The organism is Paenibacillus sp. FSL P2-0089, assembly GCF_038595095.1.
Lineage (GTDB): Bacteria > Bacillota > Bacilli > Paenibacillales > Paenibacillaceae > Paenibacillus_AQ > Paenibacillus_AQ silagei.
Genome location: NZ_CP152006.1, coordinates 6,649,430 through 6,670,681, shown reverse-complemented (window position 1 = coordinate 6,670,681; position 21,252 = coordinate 6,649,430). Strand labels below are relative to the sequence as shown.

At 55.2% G+C, this 21,252-nt stretch carries 19 protein-coding genes and 1 riboswitch; of the genes, 9 read left to right on the top strand and 10 right to left on the bottom strand.

Features of this window, described 5'->3' with window-relative positions; translation table 11 throughout:
• Nucleotides 1-138 precede the first annotated feature (138 nt).
• Nucleotides 139-1,302, bottom strand: a complete 1,164-nt coding sequence (locus tag NST69_RS28415) for a histidine kinase (protein WP_342547722.1) — start codon at nt 1,300-1,302, stop codon at nt 139-141.
• 194 nt (nt 1,303-1,496) lie between these two features.
• Here NST69_RS28415 and NST69_RS28410 point away from each other — a divergent pair, with 194 nt between their 5' ends.
• The 6 genes from NST69_RS28410 to NST69_RS28385 all read left to right on the top strand — a co-directional run bounded on the left by NST69_RS28410 (nt 1,497) and on the right by NST69_RS28385 (nt 7,429).
• The gene (locus NST69_RS28410) at nt 1,497-2,432 is read left to right on the top strand and encodes an ABC transporter ATP-binding protein (RefSeq protein ID WP_076080085.1); all 936 of its coding nucleotides are present in this window, start codon (nt 1,497-1,499) and stop codon (nt 2,430-2,432) included.
• Between the two features lie 14 nt (nt 2,433-2,446).
• A complete protein-coding gene (locus NST69_RS28405; protein ID WP_342547721.1) occupies nt 2,447-3,613 on the top strand; it encodes an ABC transporter permease in 1,167 nt (388 codons plus the stop codon).
• Nucleotides 3,606-4,766: an ABC transporter permease gene (locus tag NST69_RS28400; RefSeq protein WP_342547720.1), complete on the top strand. Its 1,161-nt coding sequence runs from the start codon at nt 3,606-3,608 to the stop codon at nt 4,764-4,766. Before NST69_RS28405 ends, NST69_RS28400 begins: the two co-directional genes overlap by 8 nt.
• A gap of 108 nt (nt 4,767-4,874) precedes the next feature.
• Nucleotides 4,875-5,198, top strand: a complete 324-nt coding sequence (locus tag NST69_RS28395) for an L-rhamnose mutarotase (RefSeq protein ID WP_209868349.1) — start codon at nt 4,875-4,877, stop codon at nt 5,196-5,198.
• 152 nt (nt 5,199-5,350) lie between these two features.
• On the top strand, nt 5,351-6,481 hold the full coding sequence (locus NST69_RS28390; protein ID WP_339251732.1) for a cation:proton antiporter: 1,131 nt from the start codon (nt 5,351-5,353) through the stop codon (nt 6,479-6,481).
• A 93-nt stretch (nt 6,482-6,574) separates the two neighbouring features.
• Nucleotides 6,575-7,429, top strand: a complete 855-nt coding sequence (locus NST69_RS28385) for a hypothetical protein (RefSeq protein WP_342547719.1) — start codon at nt 6,575-6,577, stop codon at nt 7,427-7,429.
• Between the two features lie 477 nt (nt 7,430-7,906).
• Here the strand turns inward: NST69_RS28385 and NST69_RS28380 are convergent, their stop codons facing one another.
• From NST69_RS28380 to NST69_RS28365, 4 genes are all read right to left on the bottom strand, one after another.
• Nucleotides 7,907-8,704, bottom strand: coding sequence for an ABC-2 family transporter protein (locus NST69_RS28380; protein ID WP_342547718.1), 798 nt, complete (start codon nt 8,702-8,704; stop codon nt 7,907-7,909).
• 19 nt (nt 8,705-8,723) lie between these two features.
• Nucleotides 8,724-9,533, bottom strand: coding sequence for an ABC-2 family transporter protein (locus NST69_RS28375; protein ID WP_342547717.1), 810 nt, complete (start codon nt 9,531-9,533; stop codon nt 8,724-8,726).
• On the bottom strand, nt 9,511-10,560 hold the full coding sequence (locus NST69_RS28370; protein WP_342550230.1) for an ATP-binding cassette domain-containing protein: 1,050 nt from the start codon (nt 10,558-10,560) through the stop codon (nt 9,511-9,513). Before NST69_RS28370 ends, NST69_RS28375 begins: the two co-directional genes overlap by 23 nt.
• 175 nt (nt 10,561-10,735) lie before the next feature.
• The gene (locus NST69_RS28365) at nt 10,736-11,086 is read right to left on the bottom strand and encodes a hypothetical protein (RefSeq protein ID WP_342547716.1); all 351 of its coding nucleotides are present in this window, start codon (nt 11,084-11,086) and stop codon (nt 10,736-10,738) included.
• Nucleotides 11,087-11,296: 210 nt separating this feature from the next.
• Between NST69_RS28365 and NST69_RS28360 the strand changes: the two genes are divergently transcribed.
• Nucleotides 11,297-12,070, top strand: coding sequence for a LuxR C-terminal-related transcriptional regulator (locus NST69_RS28360; RefSeq protein WP_342547715.1), 774 nt, complete (start codon nt 11,297-11,299; stop codon nt 12,068-12,070).
• Between the two features lie 142 nt (nt 12,071-12,212).
• On the opposite strand, the gene gcvPB is transcribed toward NST69_RS28360, so the two are convergent.
• The 3 genes from gcvPB to gcvT are packed head-to-tail and all read right to left on the bottom strand — an operon-like array spanning nt 12,213 to nt 16,143.
• Complete coding sequence (gene gcvPB, locus NST69_RS28355) at nt 12,213-13,673, bottom strand: aminomethyl-transferring glycine dehydrogenase subunit GcvPB (protein WP_036721152.1); 1,461 nt, start codon at nt 13,671-13,673, stop codon at nt 12,213-12,215.
• Nucleotides 13,670-15,022, bottom strand: a complete 1,353-nt coding sequence (gene gcvPA / locus NST69_RS28350; protein ID WP_036721151.1) for an aminomethyl-transferring glycine dehydrogenase subunit GcvPA — start codon at nt 15,020-15,022, stop codon at nt 13,670-13,672. Before gcvPA ends, gcvPB begins: the two co-directional genes overlap by 4 nt.
• A complete protein-coding gene (gene gcvT, locus NST69_RS28345) occupies nt 15,019-16,143 on the bottom strand; it encodes a glycine cleavage system aminomethyltransferase GcvT (RefSeq protein ID WP_036721150.1) in 1,125 nt (374 codons plus the stop codon). Before gcvT ends, gcvPA begins: the two co-directional genes overlap by 4 nt.
• A 185-nt stretch (nt 16,144-16,328) precedes the next feature.
• Nucleotides 16,329-16,426, bottom strand: a riboswitch (glycine riboswitch).
• Between the two features lie 184 nt (nt 16,427-16,610).
• On the opposite strand from gcvT, the gene gcvH reads away from it, so the two are divergent.
• Entirely contained in the window at nt 16,611-17,003 is a 393-nt protein-coding gene (gene gcvH / locus NST69_RS28340) for a glycine cleavage system protein GcvH (protein ID WP_342547714.1), read from the top strand.
• A gap of 98 nt (nt 17,004-17,101) precedes the next feature.
• On the opposite strand, the gene NST69_RS28335 is transcribed toward gcvH, so the two are convergent.
• Together NST69_RS28335 and NST69_RS28330 are read right to left on the bottom strand one after the other, a co-directional pair.
• A complete protein-coding gene (locus NST69_RS28335; RefSeq protein ID WP_342547713.1) occupies nt 17,102-17,998 on the bottom strand; it encodes a flagellar motor protein MotB in 897 nt (298 codons plus the stop codon).
• The gene (locus tag NST69_RS28330; protein ID WP_342547712.1) at nt 17,995-18,786 is read right to left on the bottom strand and encodes a flagellar motor protein; all 792 of its coding nucleotides are present in this window, start codon (nt 18,784-18,786) and stop codon (nt 17,995-17,997) included. The genes NST69_RS28335 and NST69_RS28330 overlap by 4 nt, the downstream gene beginning before the upstream one ends.
• A 181-nt stretch (nt 18,787-18,967) precedes the next feature.
• Between NST69_RS28330 and uvrB the strand changes: the two genes are divergently transcribed.
• The gene (gene uvrB, locus NST69_RS28325) at nt 18,968-20,959 is read left to right on the top strand and encodes an excinuclease ABC subunit UvrB (protein WP_036721141.1); all 1,992 of its coding nucleotides are present in this window, start codon (nt 18,968-18,970) and stop codon (nt 20,957-20,959) included.
• Nucleotides 20,960-21,252 lie beyond the last annotated feature (293 nt).

The following is a 21,252-nucleotide window of genomic DNA, read 5'->3' as shown; positions in this document are numbered from 1 at the left end:
CCTGTATCTCGATCCGCCTTCCCATCAGTTCCCCGTCAGTTATATGTACGCTATGGCTATAGCCAGCTTCCCACAGCCTCACTCTCACCCTTGCCCCACACTCTCACTCCTGCCCCCACTCACCCCTGCCGCACCTATTCAGCGCAGCAATCCCTCCGGCTGCCGATACACGGGCAGCCGGGTGATGACCGTGAACTGCGGCTGCAGCCGCAGCTCCAGCGTTCCGCCAATCAGGGCGCTGCGTTCGTGCATGCCCTTCAGGCCCATTCCGCCAGTATAGTGCAGCCTGTGCAGAGCCTCCTCCTCGGGCAGCTTCCCGTTATTGCCGGTCTCCATCCGCACCTCTTGCTCCGTATAGGTGACCTCCACCCATACGGAGCTGGCCTGCCCGTGCCGCAGCGCATTGGTGATGGCCTCCCGGGCATTGGTGTACAGCACAATCTGAAGGCTCGGATAGAGCGGATAAGGAATCCCTTGCACCGTATAGGAGGTGGCAATACCTGTATCGCGGCCCACTTCTTCCAGCAGCCGGTCCAGCGCATAGGCTCCTTCAAGCTGCGGAGCAGGGTTAATCCGCTTCAGCGCCGCACGCATATCGTCCATACTGCCCGAGAGCTGATCCCGGATCTGGATCATCATCTGGAGTCCCGTTTCCGGTGCGGCAGGGAGGGTGTGGATGGCCGCTTCGGTCATCATCTTGACCCGGATCAGCCGGTGCCCGATGTCATCATGCAGCTGACGGGCAATTCGCACACGTTCTTCTGCCTGCGCAGCCACCTCTATTTGCGAGGTGAACTGGAGGAGCCTTGCGCGGGCCTCTTCCAGCTCGAAATGCTTTTTGCGCAGCTCATCATAGAGGAATAAGGTATCGGCACGCCCGCGTCCTGTGCGGAGCAGCAGCAGATTCAAGCCGGCACAGAGCAGGAAGGTAAGGTTCGTGAACACAAGCACTGCCGGAGCACCATGAAGCAGGGCGGCATTCAGCAGGGTCAGATGAATACAGAAGAAGGTGAGGGCCGTATTCTTGGGCTGCCGCCGGGTATAGGAGATCACCGCAGACAAGGCCGGAAAAACCATCAGAGGCCCGTATTCGTAACAAAGCCAGGCGGTGAGGATCAGCTCCATGCCTCCGGTCAGTGTGGAGAGAGGCCCGGATTGCCTTGCACCCAGTGTGACCAGCAGCATCAGCAGCATGAAATGCAGAGTGAACCAGTCATAGTCGGCGAATTCATAGACTTGAATTGAGAGGATCGCCGGGATTATAAGCAGGCTGTAGCGCAGCAGAATCAGTTCTCTGGTCAAGTAAGCTCATCCTTTTAGATAAAATATCCCTAATCGGTCAACATTCTTCTCAGGTATAACCATCTTAGCATAAGAGTGCTGCCCTTCAGGAGATGACTTTCGTCACCTCTGGATCATGACCTTTAGTACCTTCGGCTGTGTCCGCCCTACTGTACAATAAGAATACGAGAATGAAGGAACAGGGGGCATCCGCAATGGCACTAGCAGTACTGAGCGATGTTGTGAAGAGATATGACGGTAAGCTGATTGTGGATCACGTGAATTTCAATATACAGGAGGGTGAAATCTTCGGCCTGCTGGGCCCGAACGGTGCCGGGAAAAGCACGACCATCAGCATGATCTGCGGGCTGCTTCAAGCCGACAGCGGCGATATTATTATCGACGGGCTGTCCGTACGGGAGCGGCCGCTTGAGGTAAAGAAGCGCATCGGGCTTGTGCCCCAGGAGCTGGCGTTATACGAGAATATGACGGCAAGCGATAATGTAAGCTTTTTCGGCAGACTCTATGGGCTGCGCGGACAACTGCTGAAGGAGCGGACCCAAGAAGCGCTGGAGTTCACCGGCCTAAGCGACCGGGCGAGGGATAAACCGTCAACCTTCTCGGGAGGGATGAAAAGACGGCTGAATATCGCCTGTGCGATCATGCACCGGCCGCGGCTGATTATTATGGATGAACCCACGGTCGGCATTGATCCGCAGTCACGCAATCATATTCTGGAATCCGTGAAGGCTTTGAATAAGATGGGGTCCTCGGTGATCTACACCAGCCATTATATGGAGGAGGTCGCTGCGATCTGTGACCGGGTGGCCATTATGGACCAGGGGCATATTATTGCCTGCGGTACGGAGAACGAGCTGCGCGAACGGGTGGCCCACGAGGAGAAAATCGTTGTGAAGGCAGCGGGCATCACCCCTGCCTTAGTGAACGAGCTGGGGCAGCATCCCCGGATCAACCGGGTAGAAGCGGTGCAGGATGCGATAGAGCTGTATCTTCCCTCCTCGCAAAGTGCGCTCCAGGATATTCTGTTTATTTTCTCCAAGCACGAAGGGGTCATTGCCTCCCTGAATATTGAAGAGCCGGATCTGGAGACCTTGTTCCTTAGTCTGACCGGCCGCACCTTGCGGGATTAGAGAGGGGGAGAAACGTGAATACCTGGATTATTATGAAATTTGAGCTGCGCAGACAGCTCCGTTCACGCACGTTGCTGCTTAATATGTTCCTGCTGCCGCTGGTGCTGATCTTCCTCTTGGGCGCTTCGCTCTCCGGGGTGGTCGGGGTACAGGGGGCAGATGAGATCAAGCCTGTACGTGTAGCTAATGTGAATAACGGAGGCGGAGGGGCAGAGGCATCTGCGATCCTTACAGCTTTTCTGGAGACGCCTGAGGTGAAGGGGCTCATTATTCCTGTTAAGACAGAGAGCCGTGAAGCCGCGGAGAGCGGGCTGCGTACAAGTAAATATGCCTATGGGGTTATTGTTCCCCCGGGCTTCGACCAGGAGGTGCAGAGCGGTAAGAAGGCCAGCCTGGAGTTCATTCTGGGCAGGAGCCATGACGATAACCGGGTCGCCGGAACAGCCTTCGACAATCTGCTGATGGAGCTGAATTATAAGCAGGCGGCAGCCGTAACCCTTGGACCACAGGCTCTTACAGCGACTACGGCACCTGCCGGGAAGCCGGGGGTGGTGCTGGGGGATCTGAACAATGGCGGGAAGACCTATTCGGCGGCCCAGTTCTATGCAGCGTCCATGCTGCTGATGTTCCTGATGTATAGCGGACTTACTGTGACAGCCTCACTTTTTAACGATAAAGAGAACCATACGCTGTTCAGAATCCATTCCATGCCGGTAAAAGACAGTCATCTGTTCATCGGCAAAATGCTCGGCGTAGGCCTGGTCAGCATCCTACAGTGCCTTACGATTATTCTGCTGTCTGACTGGCTGTTCGGCGTCTACTGGGGGAACCGCCCGGGACTGCTGCTGCTGTTCTGTCTGCTGATGATTGCCGCCTCGATGACGCTGGGCGTACTGATCTGCCTCTTCAGCCGGACCTCGGCGACGGCTACGAACATCATTAGTGTCCTGACTGTAGTGATGACCTTCGTCAGCGGCGGAATGGCGCCGCTTCCCGATTCATGGGTGAACAGTGCAGGTGCATTCACGCTTAACCATTGGGTGCAGCAGGCAGTCATCCGGATGATGCTGCATTCCGGTCTGGAGCAGCTTTTGCCGAATCTGTGGGTGATGTGCTTCATCAGCGCGGCCTTGTTCGCGGCAGTGATTGTCTCATACCGGAAGGTGGGTTACCGTGGATAAAATATTAATCATTGCCTGGAATATGATCAGACGAAGCATTGGCACCTTCAGGGGACTTATGGTATTCATTCTGCTTCCCGGCATAGTGGTGGCAGCGATTATCTCCCTTACCGGAGGGATGGCGGAGGGACCGGCAACCGTTCTATATGCCAACTCGGATACGGGGGCAGCCGGCAGTCATTTGATTGCGGAGCTGGAGCAGGCCGGAGAATATAAGTTCGAGCCGCGCAGCGACGAGGCTGCCTTGAAGGAAGCGACAATTAAGCAGGAGGGAACGGTGGGGGTGTTCATTCCTGCCGGGTACACTGCCGCCTTGCTGGCGGGGGAGCCGCCGCAGATCAGCATCTATGAGCTTCGGGCAAGTGAAAGCTCAATCATGATGAAGATGAAGATCACCGCCACTGCCGCTCAAATTGCCGAAGCAGCACATACCGTTGCTGCCGCCAGCGGAGGAACAGGCGGTATGCAGGCGCAGCTCGCTGCTGTACTGAAGCAGTCGGAGCAGCACAACGTGGGCAGCACCCGTACCGATTATGATCTCTATCCGCGGCAGACGCTGGGCGTGGTTACAGGGATGACACTTATGTTCCTGATGGCACTGGTGACCAGCTCCGTCTCCCAGATCACGGATGACCGCAGAGGCCGTACCATGATGCGCATGTTCAGCGCTCCAGTCCGTTCCTATGAAATTGCGCTTGGCAACTTCCTGGGCAGCTTTCTTGTAGGAATGATTCAGATCCTTGTCGTGCTGGTGCTGGGCAAATGGGTGCTCCGCTACGATTACGAGATGCCGCTCTTTCTCTACTTCCTGGTTCTGGCGGCCTTCATGCTGGTCTCCATGGGGATTGCCAGCACCGTTGCTGGACTGATCCGCAATCCGCGCAATGCCGGGATGTTGAATTCGCTGATTCTTACCCCGACCTGCATGCTGGGCGGCTGCTTCTGGCCCGTCTCCATCATGCCGGAATATATGCAGAAGCTGGCCAACTTTACACCGCAGAAATGGGCGATACAAGCGGTAGACATTGCCGCGACCGGTGGCGGCTGGAACGAGCTGTGGATGCCGTTTGCGATCCTGGGCCTGATGGCTGCCGTTCTGCTGGCGATTGGCTCTGCCATTCTTCGCCCGAATGAAGCAGGAATCAGTACCTGAGGTCGAAGCGTATCTATGCTGCCCTCCATGTCTAAATCGGACATATTCAAATTATATAATTATGTGATATGATCGAATCAAAGGAAGATATGACAGGGGGATACGAGGATGGGCAGCAATAAGCTGGCTTGGACCTGGAAGGTGAAAGAGGAATACTTAGAGAAATACGTACAGATGCATCTGGAGCCGTGGCCGGAGATTCTGGAGGAGCACAGCAAGGCGGGCATCCGCAACTACTCTATTTTTCAGAACGGCAACCAGTTCTTCTATTGCTTTGAATGTGATAATACAGAAGCCGCATTCGCCTACATCGCCGGGAGTGAGGCCTGCAACCGCTGGAATGCGATCACCTCGAAGATGGTCGAAGGTTCCTTTGATTTCAACGATGCGGTTCCGATGGTGCCACTGCGTGAGGTCTTTTATCTGAAGTAGTCCGGTTTACAGCAATGTTCATTGGAGCTATACTGGAGAGAATCGTTTGAAGCTAACTGAATAGGTCAGTGTAATTAGGAGGAGCCTGTCACCAAGGCTTCTCTTTGTCGTTTTATGGATTTTTTTTAGGAGAAAAGGAGTGGGAATAGCAAGTGGAATTCATATTGTACTTACTGCTGATTTTATTATTCACCAAGCTGGCCGGGGACTTGTCTGTGCGGCTCGGGCAGCCTGCGGTGCTGGGAAAGCTGCTGGTCGGCATCCTTCTCGGACCAGCCGTGCTCGGCTGGGTGCAGCCGGGCGGATTCATTCATTACATGTCCGAGATTGGCGTGCTGCTGCTGATGTTCATCGCGGGACTGGAGACAGACCTGAAGCAACTGCGTGAGAACTGGAAGGCGGCTCTGGCAGTCGCGGTGGGCGGAATTCTGCTGCCTTTTATCGGCGGATATGGCATCGGGGCATGGTTCGGCTTTGCGGACCACAATGCGCTGTTTCTAGGGGTGATTCTAAGTGCGACCTCAGTCAGTATTTCCGTTCAGGTACTGAAGGAGATGGACCGGTTGAATTCGCCGGAGGGCTCGACCATTCTAGGGGCGGCGGTGATCGATGACATTCTTGTTGTGATTCTGCTGGCGGTGCTGATGAGCTTTTTCGGCACAGGCAGTGACATCTCCATTCCCCTCTTGATCGGCAAAAAACTGCTGTTCTTTGCCGTCGCCATTCTCGCAGGCTGGCTGGCCGTCCCCCGGGTGATGCGCTGGCTTGCCCCGCTGCGGGTGACGGAGCCTGTCATCACGGCTGCGCTGGTGATTCTCTTCGGGTACGCGTATTTCGCCGAGATGATGGGGATGGCCGGGATTATCGGCGCTTTTGCCGCCGGAATTGCTATCGCGCAGACCTCGTTCAAGCATGTGGTGACGTCCAAGGTGGAGCCGATTGCGTATTCGCTGTTCGTGCCGGTCTTTTTTGTCAGCATCGGGCTTAGTGTCAGCTTCGAGGGGCTGGGCAGCCACATTCTATTTGTGGTGGTGTTATCCTTGTTCGCAATATTGGCGAAATGGCTGGGCGGCGGAATCGGCGCACGGCTGACCGGGTTCAGCCTACGTTCCTCGCTGGTGATTGGGGCAGGCATGATCTCTAGAGGCGAAGTCGCCCTGATTATAGCCGCCACGGGCCTGTCGAGCGGGCTGCTGCAGCCGGAGTATTTCACTGGAGTGATTATTGCTGTAATTGTAACCACACTTGTCACGCCGCCGCTGCTCAAGGGCATGTTCCGATGACTATTTTTTAAAGAAAATAAGACAATCTCTAAATTTGTGGACCGTGATAATCTTATATAATGGGTTGTACTCAAAAAAAACGATTAGAGGGGAATGAGTCCTATCCGGTCTACAGCTACAACATTGGCAGCGGGCGCAGTCCTGTCGCTTAGCCTGCTGCTGGGGTGCAGCAGCCAAAATACATCCGTCACCGGTACGCCGGGGGCAGAATCGGCTCCGTCTGCCTTAGCATCTGCTTCTGCGTCGCCATCGGCAACTCCTACTGCCCCTGCACAGACTGTTTCATCTGCACCAAGTGCTTCACCAGCAGACGCAGAAACTGCATCCTCAGCGACTCCGATAACTACAGCTGGCCTCACCAGCCAGTTCCCGCCGGATGGTCTGGCCGGATCGGTCATTATCGATTCTGTGAATGCCGAAGGGACAGTTCGGGCAAGAACCTCAGCGGGACAAGGCGAGCTACTGATGATCTCAAGCAGCCCGGAGGAGCGGGGGCATCTCAATGTCTCCAGCAATGACGGTCTTGAAGGGGAGCAGACGTATCAGGCCGATTACTCCATCGTGTATCGGGCAGGGGATCAGGATCAGATATTGCTTAAGCTGCCTGCTTTTTTGTTCATACGCCCATCAGACCAGGTCCTGGAGTTCGATAAAGTCAGCTTCAAGAATGCAGAAGTGTATCTGCTTGCTCCCCAATACAAGTCCGGGCATGGACTGGTTGCTTACGCCTTTGCGGTCAATAAGATAAGCGGAGAAGTATTTCCCTTATCCTTCAAGCAGGGGGAGATCGTACACGATACACTGGTCTACTCAGAGCTGCCGCCGTTCCCGGCCAACCAGAACGAACAGCTAGTGGTGCACTCGCCTGAGGGTGCTGGCGGTGACCCGGAGCTGAAGCCGCAGGTGTACGACTTGGATCTGGAGAAGCGGCAGTTTATCGCACGTTAGAGTAAAACCTCCCTTCTATCTGGAATTTTGCTTCCGGGTAGAAGGGAGGTTTTTTAATATAGTAAGATACTGAAAATCAAAGGGGAGTGATTAGGGCGGCTGACGGAAGTACGTTGGATGGGACGGATGAGAGGGATAAATCCCTCAGATGCGGCAGAAGTGGGCGGATGAGTGGAATGTTGCCAAGTTTAGTTGAAGAAGAGTATTGAAGTGCACTAGTACACCTGATTTCAGCGAACATACGCCAAAACAGGCAAGTGAAGTGCATTAGTGCCCCCGAATTCACGGGATACCGGCCAATTGAGTAAATGTGGTGCACTAGTGCCCCTTAAATCCCCAAATGCGTGCCAATCCAGCAAATAAGGTGCACTTCTGCACCTCATTCACCCTATCCCCGCCAACCATCAGCTCCCCCACTCCCGCCGCAAGTGAGCGGCGGACTGCCATACCGCCACATTGCCACACTCGCCACATCCCTCAGTTCCCCGTACTCTCATACCGGGACAGGCCGTACCGGAAGACTCCGTAAGCCGCTGCCGCGCTTCCGATAGCCGCGACAGGGGCGAGGAGCCACCAGCCGGACCAGCCGCTTTTGCCGAAAATATAGGTTGCCGGGTAGAAGCTGATGAACGCATAGGGCAGCACCGTAGAAATGAAGATGCGGATCGCCTGCGGAAACAGGGTAATCGGATATTTGGCCAGATCAGACAGATTATGTACCATCAGCGGGAACGCATTCCCGGCATTGCGAATCCAGAAGGCCGCCGAGTTACCCATGAGGTTAATGGATACCCGGATAATGACCGCTGTGACGAATAACAGGATAAGAATAGCGGCCTTGCCCGCTGTCCAATGGATAGGGCTGTGCACAAGCGACTGCCAGATGATCACCCCGCCGATGAGCAGATTGCCGAGTCCGTTAATCCCAATCCCCGTGCAGAACACCTGAAGAACCACCGGCACCGGCCGCAGCAGATAACGGTCCAGCTCCCCTGTGTTGACCAGCCTGCCCAGCCGCCAGCTGCCCTCGAAGAACAGCGAACCCGCCCCCTCCGTCAGAAAGATCATAGCGTACATGAAGGTAACCTCCCAGAACTGCCAGCCCTGAATATCCGGAATCCGGTCATAGATCACCCACAGGAAGACGAACCCGAGTACCTGCGTCAAGGCTGCCGAACACATCAGGATATAAAAGTCTTTGTTATACTCCAGAATCGCCTTAAGCTGCTGCACATACAGCCTTCTATAGAGATAGAGCATTTTCGATATTTTCATTCTGCGTCCTCCTTCCGCCTTAGCCCCCATGAATGGTCACCTGGCGGACCGCCCAGTTCCACATGGCTTTGCCCGCCATCCAGAGCCCTGCTCCCCAAAAGAGCTGAATCCCGATCAGCCGCAGGCTTTCCCACGTATCTGCCTGTTGCAGGAAGATCATCGTCGGCGTATGAATGATGGCCTGGAAGGGCAGCAGTAACGCCAGCTTTTCCAGCCAGTCCGGGAAGAAGGCCAATGGCACCAGCGCGCCCGACAGCAGGTTAGTGAGCGCAATCCGCGTCCAGACAATCCCCAGTGAACCCGTCGACCAGAAGCATAACAGAGCCGCCAGATAGACCACGCCGAATTTGACCACAACCGCGCAGAGCAGACTGACCGCAAACAGCAGATAGACGATCGGCGAGTGGGGGAAGGTCACTCCGGTAAGGAAGGTGGCGAACACGATCAGCAGAACCGTACTCATCGCCCCCTCCAGCAGACTCGCACCCAAAGTCTCAGCGAATCGGGCCGTCTGAAAATCAATCGGCTTCAGCAGGTCCATGGCGACGCTGCCGTCCAGGATTTTGCCGGAGATAGCGGTCTCGGAATACCAGGATAAGACGGAATTGGCCAGGAAGGTCACCAGCAGATAGGTCTTCATCTGATCCCAGGAGTAGCCGCCCACCGCCTCGCGCCCGCCATAGATTCCCTGCCAGAGGAAGAAGATCGCGACCAGATTAATTGAGTTTGCGAGTAAATTAATGATGTAGGAGTTCCGGTAGGCCATCACATTTTGCAGAGAGCGATTGGCAATGCTTCTGTATTTGTTAAGCCGGGCTGATGTCATCATGGTGCGTCTGCCCCCTTGCTCCCCGGTACTCGTTCAGGTCCAGATGGCCGTCATAGACAGCCTTAATGACCTGCTCAATATGGGTGTCCTCCATGCGGAAATCGAGTACCTCCCCATGCTTCATCACCCGGCTAACCACTTCACTGGCGGTATATTCATACCGGTCAAAAGTGACCGAGAACTCCTGGCTGCTCTGTTGTTCCAGCTTCAGCCCGGGGCTATGCTCCAGCAGCGCGTACAATTCCGGCATGGGGGAGCGTACCTGGAAGAAGATGGCGCGGTTTTTGGCAAAACGGGCCTTGACCTCGCTCAGCGTACCGTCATAAATAATCGCGCCATGATCGATGATGACCAGCCGCTTGCACAGGTCCTCGATGTCGCCCAAATCATGGGTCGTCAGCATCACAGTAGTCTGGTGCTCCTGGTTGATCTGCTTAATGAACCCGCGGATCTTCTCCTTCACGGATACGTCAAGGCCAATCGTCGGCTCATCGAGATACAGAATCGGCGGATTATGCAGCAGGGCTGCGGCCAGATCGGCACGCATACGCTGACCCAGCGAGAGCTTCCGCGCAGACAGGTGGATGAATTCGCTCATCCCGAGCATTTCGGTGAACAAGTCCATGTTCTTCCTGTAGAGGACATCCGGAATCTGATAGATATCCTTCAGCAGCGAAAAGGACTCGGCAATCGGAATATCCCACCACAGCTGGGTGCGCTGCCCGAAGACTGCGCCGATCTGGGCGGCGTTTTCCATTCTTTTGCGGTACGGATTGATCCCGTTCACGGAGATACTCCCGGAGGAAGGCATCAGAATGCCGGTCAGCATCTTGATGGTGGTCGATTTACCGGCGCCGTTCGGCCCCACGTAGGCCACCGTCTCCCCGGCTTCAATCCTCAGATCCAGCGGCTTGACCGCCACCTTCTCAATATGCCTGGGCAGGAACAGATGCTTCACCGCTCCCTTAAGGCCCGGCTCCTTCACCGCCTGCATAAAGGACTTACTCAGCCCTTTGGCTTCAATCATACTCAAGCTTAACCCTCCTGTTCATTGCTTTGAAAGCGTTACCGCAGATGGCTGCGAGAAAAATACTGAATCCTCAGCGCTCTGAATGACGTAAGAGTAAATATATCACTGAGCCGATGTCGAAAACTATCAGATTAGGTCGATTTTGCAAAAAAAAGCGGCAGCCCCGTATAGCCTACACCAGCCGGGATTTGCCGCTACGCTTAAGGAGAGTCTGGACGGCGAACCCTACCAGCAGGGGAAGCGCCAGCTGAACTTCAAGTCTCCAGTCTACAGCATACAGGTCTACGAGGTTAATCTGCTTCAACAATACATAGGTCACGTTGTATAAGAGGAATGAACAGCTGAAGGTAAGCAGAGGGATCAGATATAATGTTCTTTTGTTCTGCAGCAGCCGATATCCCGCAAGGGTTAAGAGTGAATAGCTGGCCATGATGAGCAGGGCATAATTACTTCCGAAGCGCAGGAATGACACCATGGCGGTAGCCAGATTAAGGGCAGCCGATAGATAGCCGATGCGAAGCATGTCGAACCTCCTGGAATGATGTAGAAAAATAAGAGTGAACAGATTTCTACATTTTACAGCGCTAACGCGGGGATTTACAGATCCAATACTGAATGTTCATTAATCCGTAATTGTATGTTATAATGCTTTCTTTTAAAATTGATTATATAGTAATTGGTAAAAATGGAGGGATCGTTTGTGAGAGTCTTTAATCAATCAAGAGCATGGAGTATGCCTGGGGATTTAGAAGCAAGCGAACTTGAAGCCTTCCGGCCGCTGGATGCACCCCAAGTTGATGTCCAGAGCGGAATGTCCGTAGCGGGTACTTCCGAAGAATCCAGGGAGCATATCTACCATAGAGCTATGATTTCTTCGATCCGCAGTGAAATGAATAAATTAAGCCAGTTGCTCTCCATTCCTTATGTGGTGTTCCTGACGGACAAGGCGGGGACTATTCTGGAGCTGGTCTATTCTTCTTCGGAGACGCAGGCCGAGATGGAGCAGGCGGAGCTGCGTCCGGGGGTCAGCTTAAGCAGGCAGCAGGCGGGGATGAATGCCGTATCGCTGGCGATGGAGATGAACTGCATCGGGGTGGTGCGGGGAACGGAGCATACGGATCAGACCTTCCGCGACTGGAACTGTGTATGCGCTCCCTTGCAGGATCATGATAGCGTTTACGGGTATGTTGATATTTCTTTTAATAGAGGAGAGCCGATTGAATTCGCCATTCCATTCGTGCAGCAGATTGCTGAGAATATTATGGAGAAGTGGATGGAAAAGAACCCGGAGATGCAGCAGTACCGGCTTGAATCCACATTACTGGAGTATAAGCTGACCGCGCGGGAGCAGGAGGTAGCAAGGCTATGGCTGATGGAGAAGAGTGCGCTGCATATCGGAAGCGACCTGGGGATCAGTGAAGGCACCGTGCGCAATATGCTGAAGAGTATCTATAGTAAAATGCGGGTGAATGACCGCTTCCAGTTCGTGAAGCGCCTTACGCCGTAGCCGGAGGAATCTGCATCAGATACATACATCAAATAGCCGGTCAGCGATACTAATGTATCCCTGACCCGGCTATTTGAAAATATAGAATTTATATGTTTTACGCTATCCATTATCCTTCTATTTCTTACTGAAAGGCAGAAGGTTAACCGCAGGAGCAATTCAGTACCGGCTTACGCGCGGCCTGCGTCTCATCCAGGCGGCTGATTTCAGTCGTATGCGGTGCGTTAATGACAATCTCCGGGGTTTCCTCCGCTTCCTTAACGATTCGGATCATCGTCTCAATGAAACCGTCGAGCGTCTCCTTGCTCTCGGTCTCGGTCGGCTCAATCATCATACATTCCTCTACCGTCAGCGGGAAGTAGACGGTTGGCGGATGATAGCCGAAGTCGAGCAGCCGTTTGGCTACATCGAGGGTACGTACACCGTATTGCTTAAGGTTCTTACCGGACATGACGAATTCATGCTTGCAGACGCCCGGGAAGGGAATCTCGAAGTAAGGAGCCAGCCGGTGCATCATATAGTTGGCGTTCAGCACGGCGTTCTCGGACACCTCGCGGAGGCCGTCGGGACCGTAGGTACGGATATACGCATAAGCACGGACGAGAATCCCGAAGTTTCCGTAAAAGGCTTTGACGCGGCCGATCGATTCCGGCCCGCCACAGTCCAGCGAGAAGCTGCCGTCTTCGCTGCGGACCACAGTAGGCTGCGGCAGGAACGGGATCAGCTTCGCCTTCACGCCGACCGGTCCGGCTCCCGGTCCGCCGCCGCCATGCGGTGTGCTCATCGTTTTGTGCAGGTTGAGATGCACGACATCGAAGCCCATATCGCCCGGGCGGGTAATGCCCATAATCGCGTTGGAGTTCGCTCCATCATAATAGAGCAGGCCGCCCGCTTCATGGACAATTGCGGCGATCTCGACGATCTGCGTCTCGAAGAGTCCAAGAGTACTCGGGTTCGTGAGCATCAGCGCGGCGGTGTCGCTGCCGACAGCTGCCTTCAGCGCTTCGAGATCGACCATTCCCTTGTCGTTGGAGGGGATGGTCACGGTGTCGAGTCCCGCTGCGGCGGCACTTGCCGGATTGGTGCCGTGCGAGGAATCGGGCACGATGACCTTGGAGCGGACCTCTCCGCGGCTCTCATGGTAGGCGCGGATCATCATCAGGCCGGTCCACTCGCCATGGGCTCCGGCAGCAGGCTGCAGGGATACGGCATCCATGCCGGTCAGGGCGGCGAGATCCTTTTGCAGCGTGTACATCAGTTCAAGCGCACCCTGGATGCTCTCCTCCGGCTGGTACGGATGGATCCTGGAGAGTCCCGGGAAGCGGGCGACATCCTCGTTGATCTTCGGGTTGTATTTCATAGTGCAGGAGCCGAGCGGATAGAAGCCGTTATCGACTCCGAAGTTGCGGCGGGACAGGGCGGTATAGTGGCGGATGACATCCACCTCGGATACCTCCGGCAGTACGACCGGCTCACTGCGCAGCAGCCCTTCGGGAAGGAGGGAGTCAATGCCTTCGTCCTGCGGCACATCACATTGAGGCAGGGAGTAGGCCGAGCGGCCGGGACGGCTTAATTCAAAAATCAGACTTTGTTCCGGTTTCATACACAGCCCTCCAGTGCGCTTGCGAATTCGTCAATTTCGGTCTTGCTTCGTTTCTCCGTTACGGCAACCAGCATATGTCCGGACAGCTCGGGATAATCCCGGCCTAAGTCATAACCGCCCAGATAGCCTTCCTTCAGCAGCTTGGAGTTCACTGCACTCACACTGCTGCCCTCCGGGAGCTTCAAGACAAATTCATTGAAGAACGGGGCCGTGAAGACGCGCTCAGCGCCGGTGATTTCAGCCAGCCGCCCAGCGGCATAGTGACTCTTGCGGATGTTCAGCTCACCCACCTCGCGCATGCCCTCCTTGCCCATCACGGACAGGTAGACGGAAGCGCACAGCGCCAAGAGCGCCTGGTTGGAGCAGATATTTGAGGTCGCCTTCTCCCGGCGGATATGCTGTTCGCGGGCTTGGAGCGTCAGCACGAAGCCGCGCTTGCCATTCCGGTCAACGGTCTGGCCGACGATCCGGCCCGGCATCCGGCGCATGAGCGGTTCGGCCACTGCGAAGAATCCGCAGGTGGGTCCACCCAGTGATGCGGCGATACCCAGCGGCTGCGCGTCGCCGACTACGATGTCTGCGCCAAGCCGTCCGGGGGACTCCAATACGCCAAGTGCAATGGGGTTCGCGCTGACCACGAGCAGTCCCTTGACCGCATGGATCAGCGGCTCGATCTGGCGCAGATCTTCAATACCGCCGAAGAAGTTGGGCGACTGAACCAGAACGGCAGCCGTATCGCTGTCGATGGCTTCAGCCAGCTTGGCGAGATCAGTTACCCCGTCAGCATAATCAATCTCTACAATTTGCAGGCCCCAGGCGTTGGCGGAGGTACGCAGCACCTGACGCGCTTCCGGGTGAACCGTACGGGAGACAATCAGCTTCTTGCGTTTGGTGGCACCTGCGGCCAGCACAGCCGCTTCGGACAGGGCCGTTGCACCGTCATACATACTGGCATTGGCGACCTTCATCCCGGTCAGTTCACAGATATAGGACTGGAATTCGAAGATCGCCTGTAGCTCACCCTGACTGATCTCCGGCTGATAAGGGGTATAGGCGGTATAGAATTCCGAACGGGAAATCACATGGTTGATGACGACCGGAACGTGGTGATCGTATAATCCGGCACCGAGGAAGCTGGCGTGGGTGTCGAAATCGGCATTCTTGTCGGCGAGCCCCTTCATATGGCGAAGCAGTGCGTACTCATCCAGGGCGCCGGACATCGGCAGGGTTCCCTGGTAACGGACAGACTGCGGAATATCGGCGAACAGCTCATCGATGGACTGTATGCCTACGGTCTCCATCATTTCTGCGCGGTCTTGCCCGGTCATAGGCAGATAGCGGTGCTTCATTGCGGCTTCACTCCTTGGCTTCTTTTGTAGAATGGGGCTTTGATGACGGCAGCCTTGAGCTGCTTGCCGCGGATCTCTACGTACACCTCTGTACCGATCTCCGTATAGGCAGTATCCAGCAGGGCGAGTCCGAGATTCCGCTTCAGGGTCGGGGACTGGGTGCCTGTCGTTACTTCACCGATCTTCACTCCATCCGCGTATACGGGATAGTGGGAGCGGGGAATGCCACGGTCGATCATCTCCAGGCCCACAAGACGACGGGGCAGACCGGCTTCCTTCTGCTTCAGCAGGGCGTCACGGCCGATGAAGTCGCCTGCATCCAACTTCACGAAGAACTGGACACCGGCTTCGAGTGGAGTGATATCCGCCGACAGCTCCTGGCCGTACAGCGGCAGTTTGGCCTCGAAGCGCAGCGTGTCGCGTGCGCCGAGTCCGGCAGGAGTCAGGCCATGCGGAGCGCCTGCTTCCAGCAGGCCCTTCCAGAGGGTAGCCGCCGTATCAGCAGGAGCGTACAGCTCGAAGCCATCCTCACCGGTATATCCGGAGCGGGAGAGCAGGACGCTGACGCCGCAGACCTCGGCGTGTTCGATGAAGTGAAAAGGCTTGAGTTCCGTTAGAGGAGCGTCCGTCACTTTGGCAAGGATGGTCTCAGCCAGCGGTCCCTGCAAGGCAAGCAGCAGGGTCTCATCCGAGACATTGTTCAGAGTGACCCCGCTGAACTCAGCGGTGAGATGCTCCTGCAGCCACTGGAAGTCCTTGTCGATATTCGACGCATTGACGACAAGCATGTAACGCTCCTCGCCCAGACGGTATACGAGCAGATCGTCCACCACTCCGCCGCTTGGATAGAGCATCAGCGTATACTGCGCCGCGCCGTCTTCCAAGCGGCTGACATCATTCGTGGTCATTCTCTGGAGGAAGGCTTCTGCGCCCTCTCCGGTAACCATGAATTCTCCCATGTGGGAGACATCGAACAGTCCGGCCTGATTGCGGACGGCTTCATGCTCCTTCACGATCCCTGTGAACTGAACCGGCAGCTCCCAGCCGCCAAAATCAATACATCTGGACTCCGCATACGCGGCATAGAGATCATAAAAAGGCGTTCTTCTCAAAGACTCCATCTCGTCACTCCCTTGGCTTTGATTACATACGAAAAAGGACAGGCGAAAGCCATTATGCACGTATGCATAAATGGACTTTCGCTCTGTCCTTGGTACCTGAGAGTTACCCTGCATTGCAGCGCAGGTTTCCCCGTTGGTGATCCGTGAAGCCTGCGGCGCAGGCATCCGGATGCTCTCCAGAGATGCGTCCGGCAAAGGTCCTTTTGCCTGAGAGATTCACCCATCCCGGGCTTACTCCTTCGGCGCTGTCTTCCTGTGAGACAGTCTCTCCCTATGCCATCATTCGCAAACCATATGTTTTTCTACTGACTCCATTAAACCGGGTAACCCTCCGCCCTGTCAATCAAAAAACGTCAAAAAGTTGACAAATTTAATTTTACTGTCAGTTATATTGACATTAGGCAAGCCGATAACTTAGGCTATAACTAAATTTAGAACTCCAATTACGGAAAAGAGGCGGCTTGGACATGAGTGAAGTGCTTGACAACCTGCTATACAGCGAAGAGCATGAGTGGGCGCAGCAGGGCGAGGGACGCGTAGTACGTGTAGGGATTACGGATCATGCGCAGCATCTGCTCGGCGATATCGTGTTTGTAGAATTCCCGGAAGTCGGCGCGGCAATCTCCGCTGGTGACAGCGTGGGCAGTATTGAGTCCGTGAAGACGGTATCGGAGCTATATTCACCCGTATCCGGTAAGGTGACCAAGATCAACGATGCGCTGGAGGCCAGCCCGGAGCTGATCAACGATCAGCCTTACGGAGACGGTTGGATTTTTGAGCTGGAGCTTGATGCTGAGTTCGCAGAGGCAGTAACCGGCCTGCTGGATGCGGTTGCGTACAAGGAACTGGTTGGGGAATAAGGCTTCGCTTATTTGCGAAAGCGGCTGAATACGGCAGACTTCTCTTTATTACATTAGATGTTACTAATGTGAGAGGTCTGTCTTTTTGCGTCTGTACATCATTCCGTCTCCTGAAGCTGACGCAGCACAATGAGTTCGACCCGGCGATTCTTCTGTCTGCCTTCGGCGGTAGCATTATCATATGCAGGTCTGGTATCCGCGTAACCGGCGTACTGGAAGGTATCAGGGCTAAGGCCCTCGTTATCCAGGAAAAAGCGCAGCACAGATAATGCGCGGGCGCCGGACAGCTCCCAGTTATCCGTATATTCTGAAGCGGCGGTTACCAGAACATTGTCGGTGTGGCCTTCGATGCTGATGGTGGCGCCGATGCCGCGGAACAGGCCGGAGAGCTGGCGCAGTGCAGGGAGTGCAGGTGATTTCAGCTCAGCCTTACCGGCATCGAACAGGAAGCGGTCACTGAGCGTGATGGCAATGCCCTGCGGCTTATCGGCAACAAAAATCTGCTCACCCAGGTTATTCTCCTCCACGTATTGGGTGATAACGCCCATAAGCGCAGCCAGCTTCGCCTCCTGTTCACGAAAAGCAAGCTCACGCGCAGACGGCTGGTGTCCAGCCCCATCTCCTTCTTGTCCGGCTGCGGGTGTATCTGCCCTGTGTCCATTGAGTCCGTTCGCATCCCCAGAGTCTGTGGGCGAAGGCGTGTCAGCGGTGCTGCCGTCTTCATTATGACCCTTCGAAACGTCAGTCTCTGTAATGCCCTGATTGCCCTCCAGAACGCCGCTTCCGCCTTCCAGTACTGTACTTCCGCTCTTGAAGGTATCCGATAAGGAGCCGCTGACAATGGCATATTTCTGCGAATCGAGGCTGCTCATGGCATACAGAATCACGAAGAAAATAAGCAGAAGGGTGATCAGATCCGCATAGGTAATCATCCAGCGGTCCCGGCTCTCTTTCCCTGCGGCGGTGCGGTGCTGCCGGCGGTTTCTTTGTCTCATAGCGGGTCTCCCGGATTGGTGCTGGTGCTGGCGCTGCGTTTAGGGGCGTCTGCCAGGAAGGGGGCCAGCTTTTGACGGACCAGATGCGGGTGATCCCCGTTCTGCAGGGACAGAATGCCGACGAGCAGCATCTCCATGGTGCCTAGCTCACTTTGGCTGCGGGATTTAATTTTGGAGGCAATGGGTAAAAAGAGTAGATTAGCGCTGGCTACGCCATAGAGTGTTGCTGTAAAAGCTACGGCAATCGACGCGCCTAGATTGGAAGGGTCCGTTAAGTTGCTCAGAACCCGTATCAGCCCCATAACGGTACCGATAATCCCCATGGTCGGTGCATAGCCGCCGGCGGCTTCGAATATTTTGGCATAGCCTTCATATTTCAGCTCCTTGGCATCCATTCCAAGCTCCAGGATCTGCCGGACCTGATCCGGGTCATTGCCGTCGACAATCAGAAACAGGCCTTCACGGGTGAAAGGATCGGGATGTTCCTCTGCCCGTTTCTCCAGGGCGAGAACACCGCCGCGCCGCGTTAGTGCAGCCATAGCAATCAATTCTTCGGCTTGTTCCCGGCTGGTATCCCGTTGTCTGCCAAAAGCCAGGCGGAGCGCCGCCGGAATGCTGCGGAGCTTGGACGCCGGGAAGCTGATGAGTACAGCCGCAAGGGTGCCGCCGAATACGATCAGGGCAGCATTGGGCTGCAGCAGGCCGGACAGGCTGCCGCCCTCCCACAGAAAACCGCCGATCATAGCGGCAATTCCGGCCAGCAGGCCGAGTATTGTAATGAAATCCATAAATTCAGGCTCCTTAAATTTCTATATATTATGGTTTGCAACAGTCTGGGCAACGCTGTATAATAAACGGGAACGTGCATTCCTATCTTCCATATTTTTCAGCTTGGTATGGATGAAGGATGATTAGGGTTAAAATTATAATATATTCATATATTCTAGACGATAGAGGGGAGACGGGCAAATGAGTGATATTGTCGTCAGTACGAAGACTTTTGCACTGGAGTCCGAGTATACACCCCAGGGCGATCAGCCTCATGCCATAGAAGAGTTATTGGACGGCATCCGGCAGGGCAAGAAGCACCAGACGCTGCTGGGAGCGACAGGTACAGGCAAGACCTTTACCATCGCACAAGTGATTTCCAAGTTGAACCGCCCCACGCTGGTTATTGCGCACAACAAGACGCTTGCTGCGCAGCTGGCGAGTGAGTTCAAAGAATTTTTTCCGAGCAATTCCGTGGATTACTTCGTCAGTTACTACGATTACTACCAGCCAGAGGCGTACATCCCTTCCTCCGATACCTACATTGAGAAAGACTCCAGCATAAATGAAGAAATCGACAAGCTCCGCCACTCGGCAACAAGCTCGCTGTTCGAACGCCGTGACGTCATTATCGTGGCGAGTGTGTCCTGTATTTATGGTCTAGGTTCGCCGCAGGAATACGGAAGCCTGCTGCTCTCGCTGCGTGTAGGGATGGAGAAGCCGCGCAATCAGATTCTGAGCCGGCTTGTAGATATCCAGTATCAGCGCAATGATATTAATTTCGTGCGCGGTACGTTCCGTGTGCGCGGAGATGTCGTTGAGATCTTCCCGGCATCCCAGGGCGAGCATGCGATCCGGGTGGAGCTATTCGGAGACGAGATCGAACGGATTACGGAGATTGATGTTCTGACAGGCGAGCTGATCGGCGAACGCGATCATATCGCGATTTTTCCGGCGTCTCACTTCGTTACCCAGGAAGAGACCATGCGTGTAGCGCTGGTCAATATTGAGCGTGAGCTGGAGGAGCGGCTGGCTGTGCTCCGTGAAGCAGGCAAGCTGCTGGAGGCCCAGCGGCTGGAGCAGCGGACCCGTTATGATATCGAGATGATGAAGGAAGTCGGCTTCTGTTCAGGGATCGAGAACTATTCCGGTCCGCTTACCTTCCGGGAGCCGGGAGCGACTCCTTATACATTGATGGACTATTTCCCGGATGACATGCTGATTGTGATTGACGAGTCTCATGTGACGCTGCCGCAGATCCGGGCGATGTATAACGGTGACCGTGCGCGTAAGACAGTCCTTGTAGAACACGGGTTCCGCCTGCCGTCTGCACTGGATAACCGTCCGCTGCAATTCGAGGAATTCGAAGACAAGGTGAGCCAGATTGTATACGTGTCCGCAACACCTGGACCTTATGAGATGGAGCATTGCGATACGATGGTCCAGCAGATCATCCGTCCTACCGGTCTGCTTGATCCGATCATTGAAGTGCGCCCTACCGAAGGGCAGATCGATGATCTGATCAATGAAATCCGTGACCGGGTAGAACGCGATGAGCGTGTTCTCGTTACCACCCTTACGAAGAAGATGTCTGAGGACCTGACGGACTACTTCAAGGAGATTGGCATCAAGGTACGCTATATGCACTCCGATATCAAGACGCTGGAGCGGATGGCGATTCTGCGTGATCTCCGTCTGGGCACCTTCCACGTATTGGTCGGTATTAACCTGCTCAGAGAGGGTCTTGACCTGCCGGAGGTGTCGCTAGTCGCGATTCTGGATGCTGACAAGGAAGGCTTCCTCCGTTCCGAGCGTTCGCTGATCCAGACGATCGGCCGTGCCGCCCGTAACTCGGAGGGCCGGGTCATTATGTACGGGGACCGCATTACGGACTCCATGGAGAAGGCCATGAGCGAGACCCAGCGCCGCCGTGAGATTCAGATCGCCCATAATGAGAAGCACGGGATTACCCCGACGACCATCAACAAGAAGGTGCGCGATATCATCGAGGCGACCAAGGTGGCCGAGTCCAAGGCCGATTACCTCACTGGTGTCGGCGGCAAGCTGAACAAGAAAGACAAGCAGAGCCTGATGCAGCGTCTGGAGGCCGAGATGAAGGACGCCGCCAAGAACCTGCAATTCGAGCGCGCCGCCGAGCTGCGCGATGCCTTGCTTGAGCTGCGGGCAGAGTAACCCGGCCGAGAAGTTAACGATCCAGGGAACGGCGCTATTTAGGCCGTTCCTTTTGAAGATAGAGGGGTCACGCCCTTGCGTATCCCGAAGGGACAGCCCGCTGTTGAAGTCTTTTGCGCATTCCGTAGGAACATTCCCGCACTTAAGCTTTAGCGCGAATCCCGGAGGGACAGCGTGCCGTTAAGCTTTAGCGCGAATCCCCGAGGGACAGCGTGCACTCAAGCCCTAAGCACGTATCCCGCAGGGAGAGTGTGCAGTTAAGCCCTTAGCGCGAATCCCGAAGGGACAGCGTC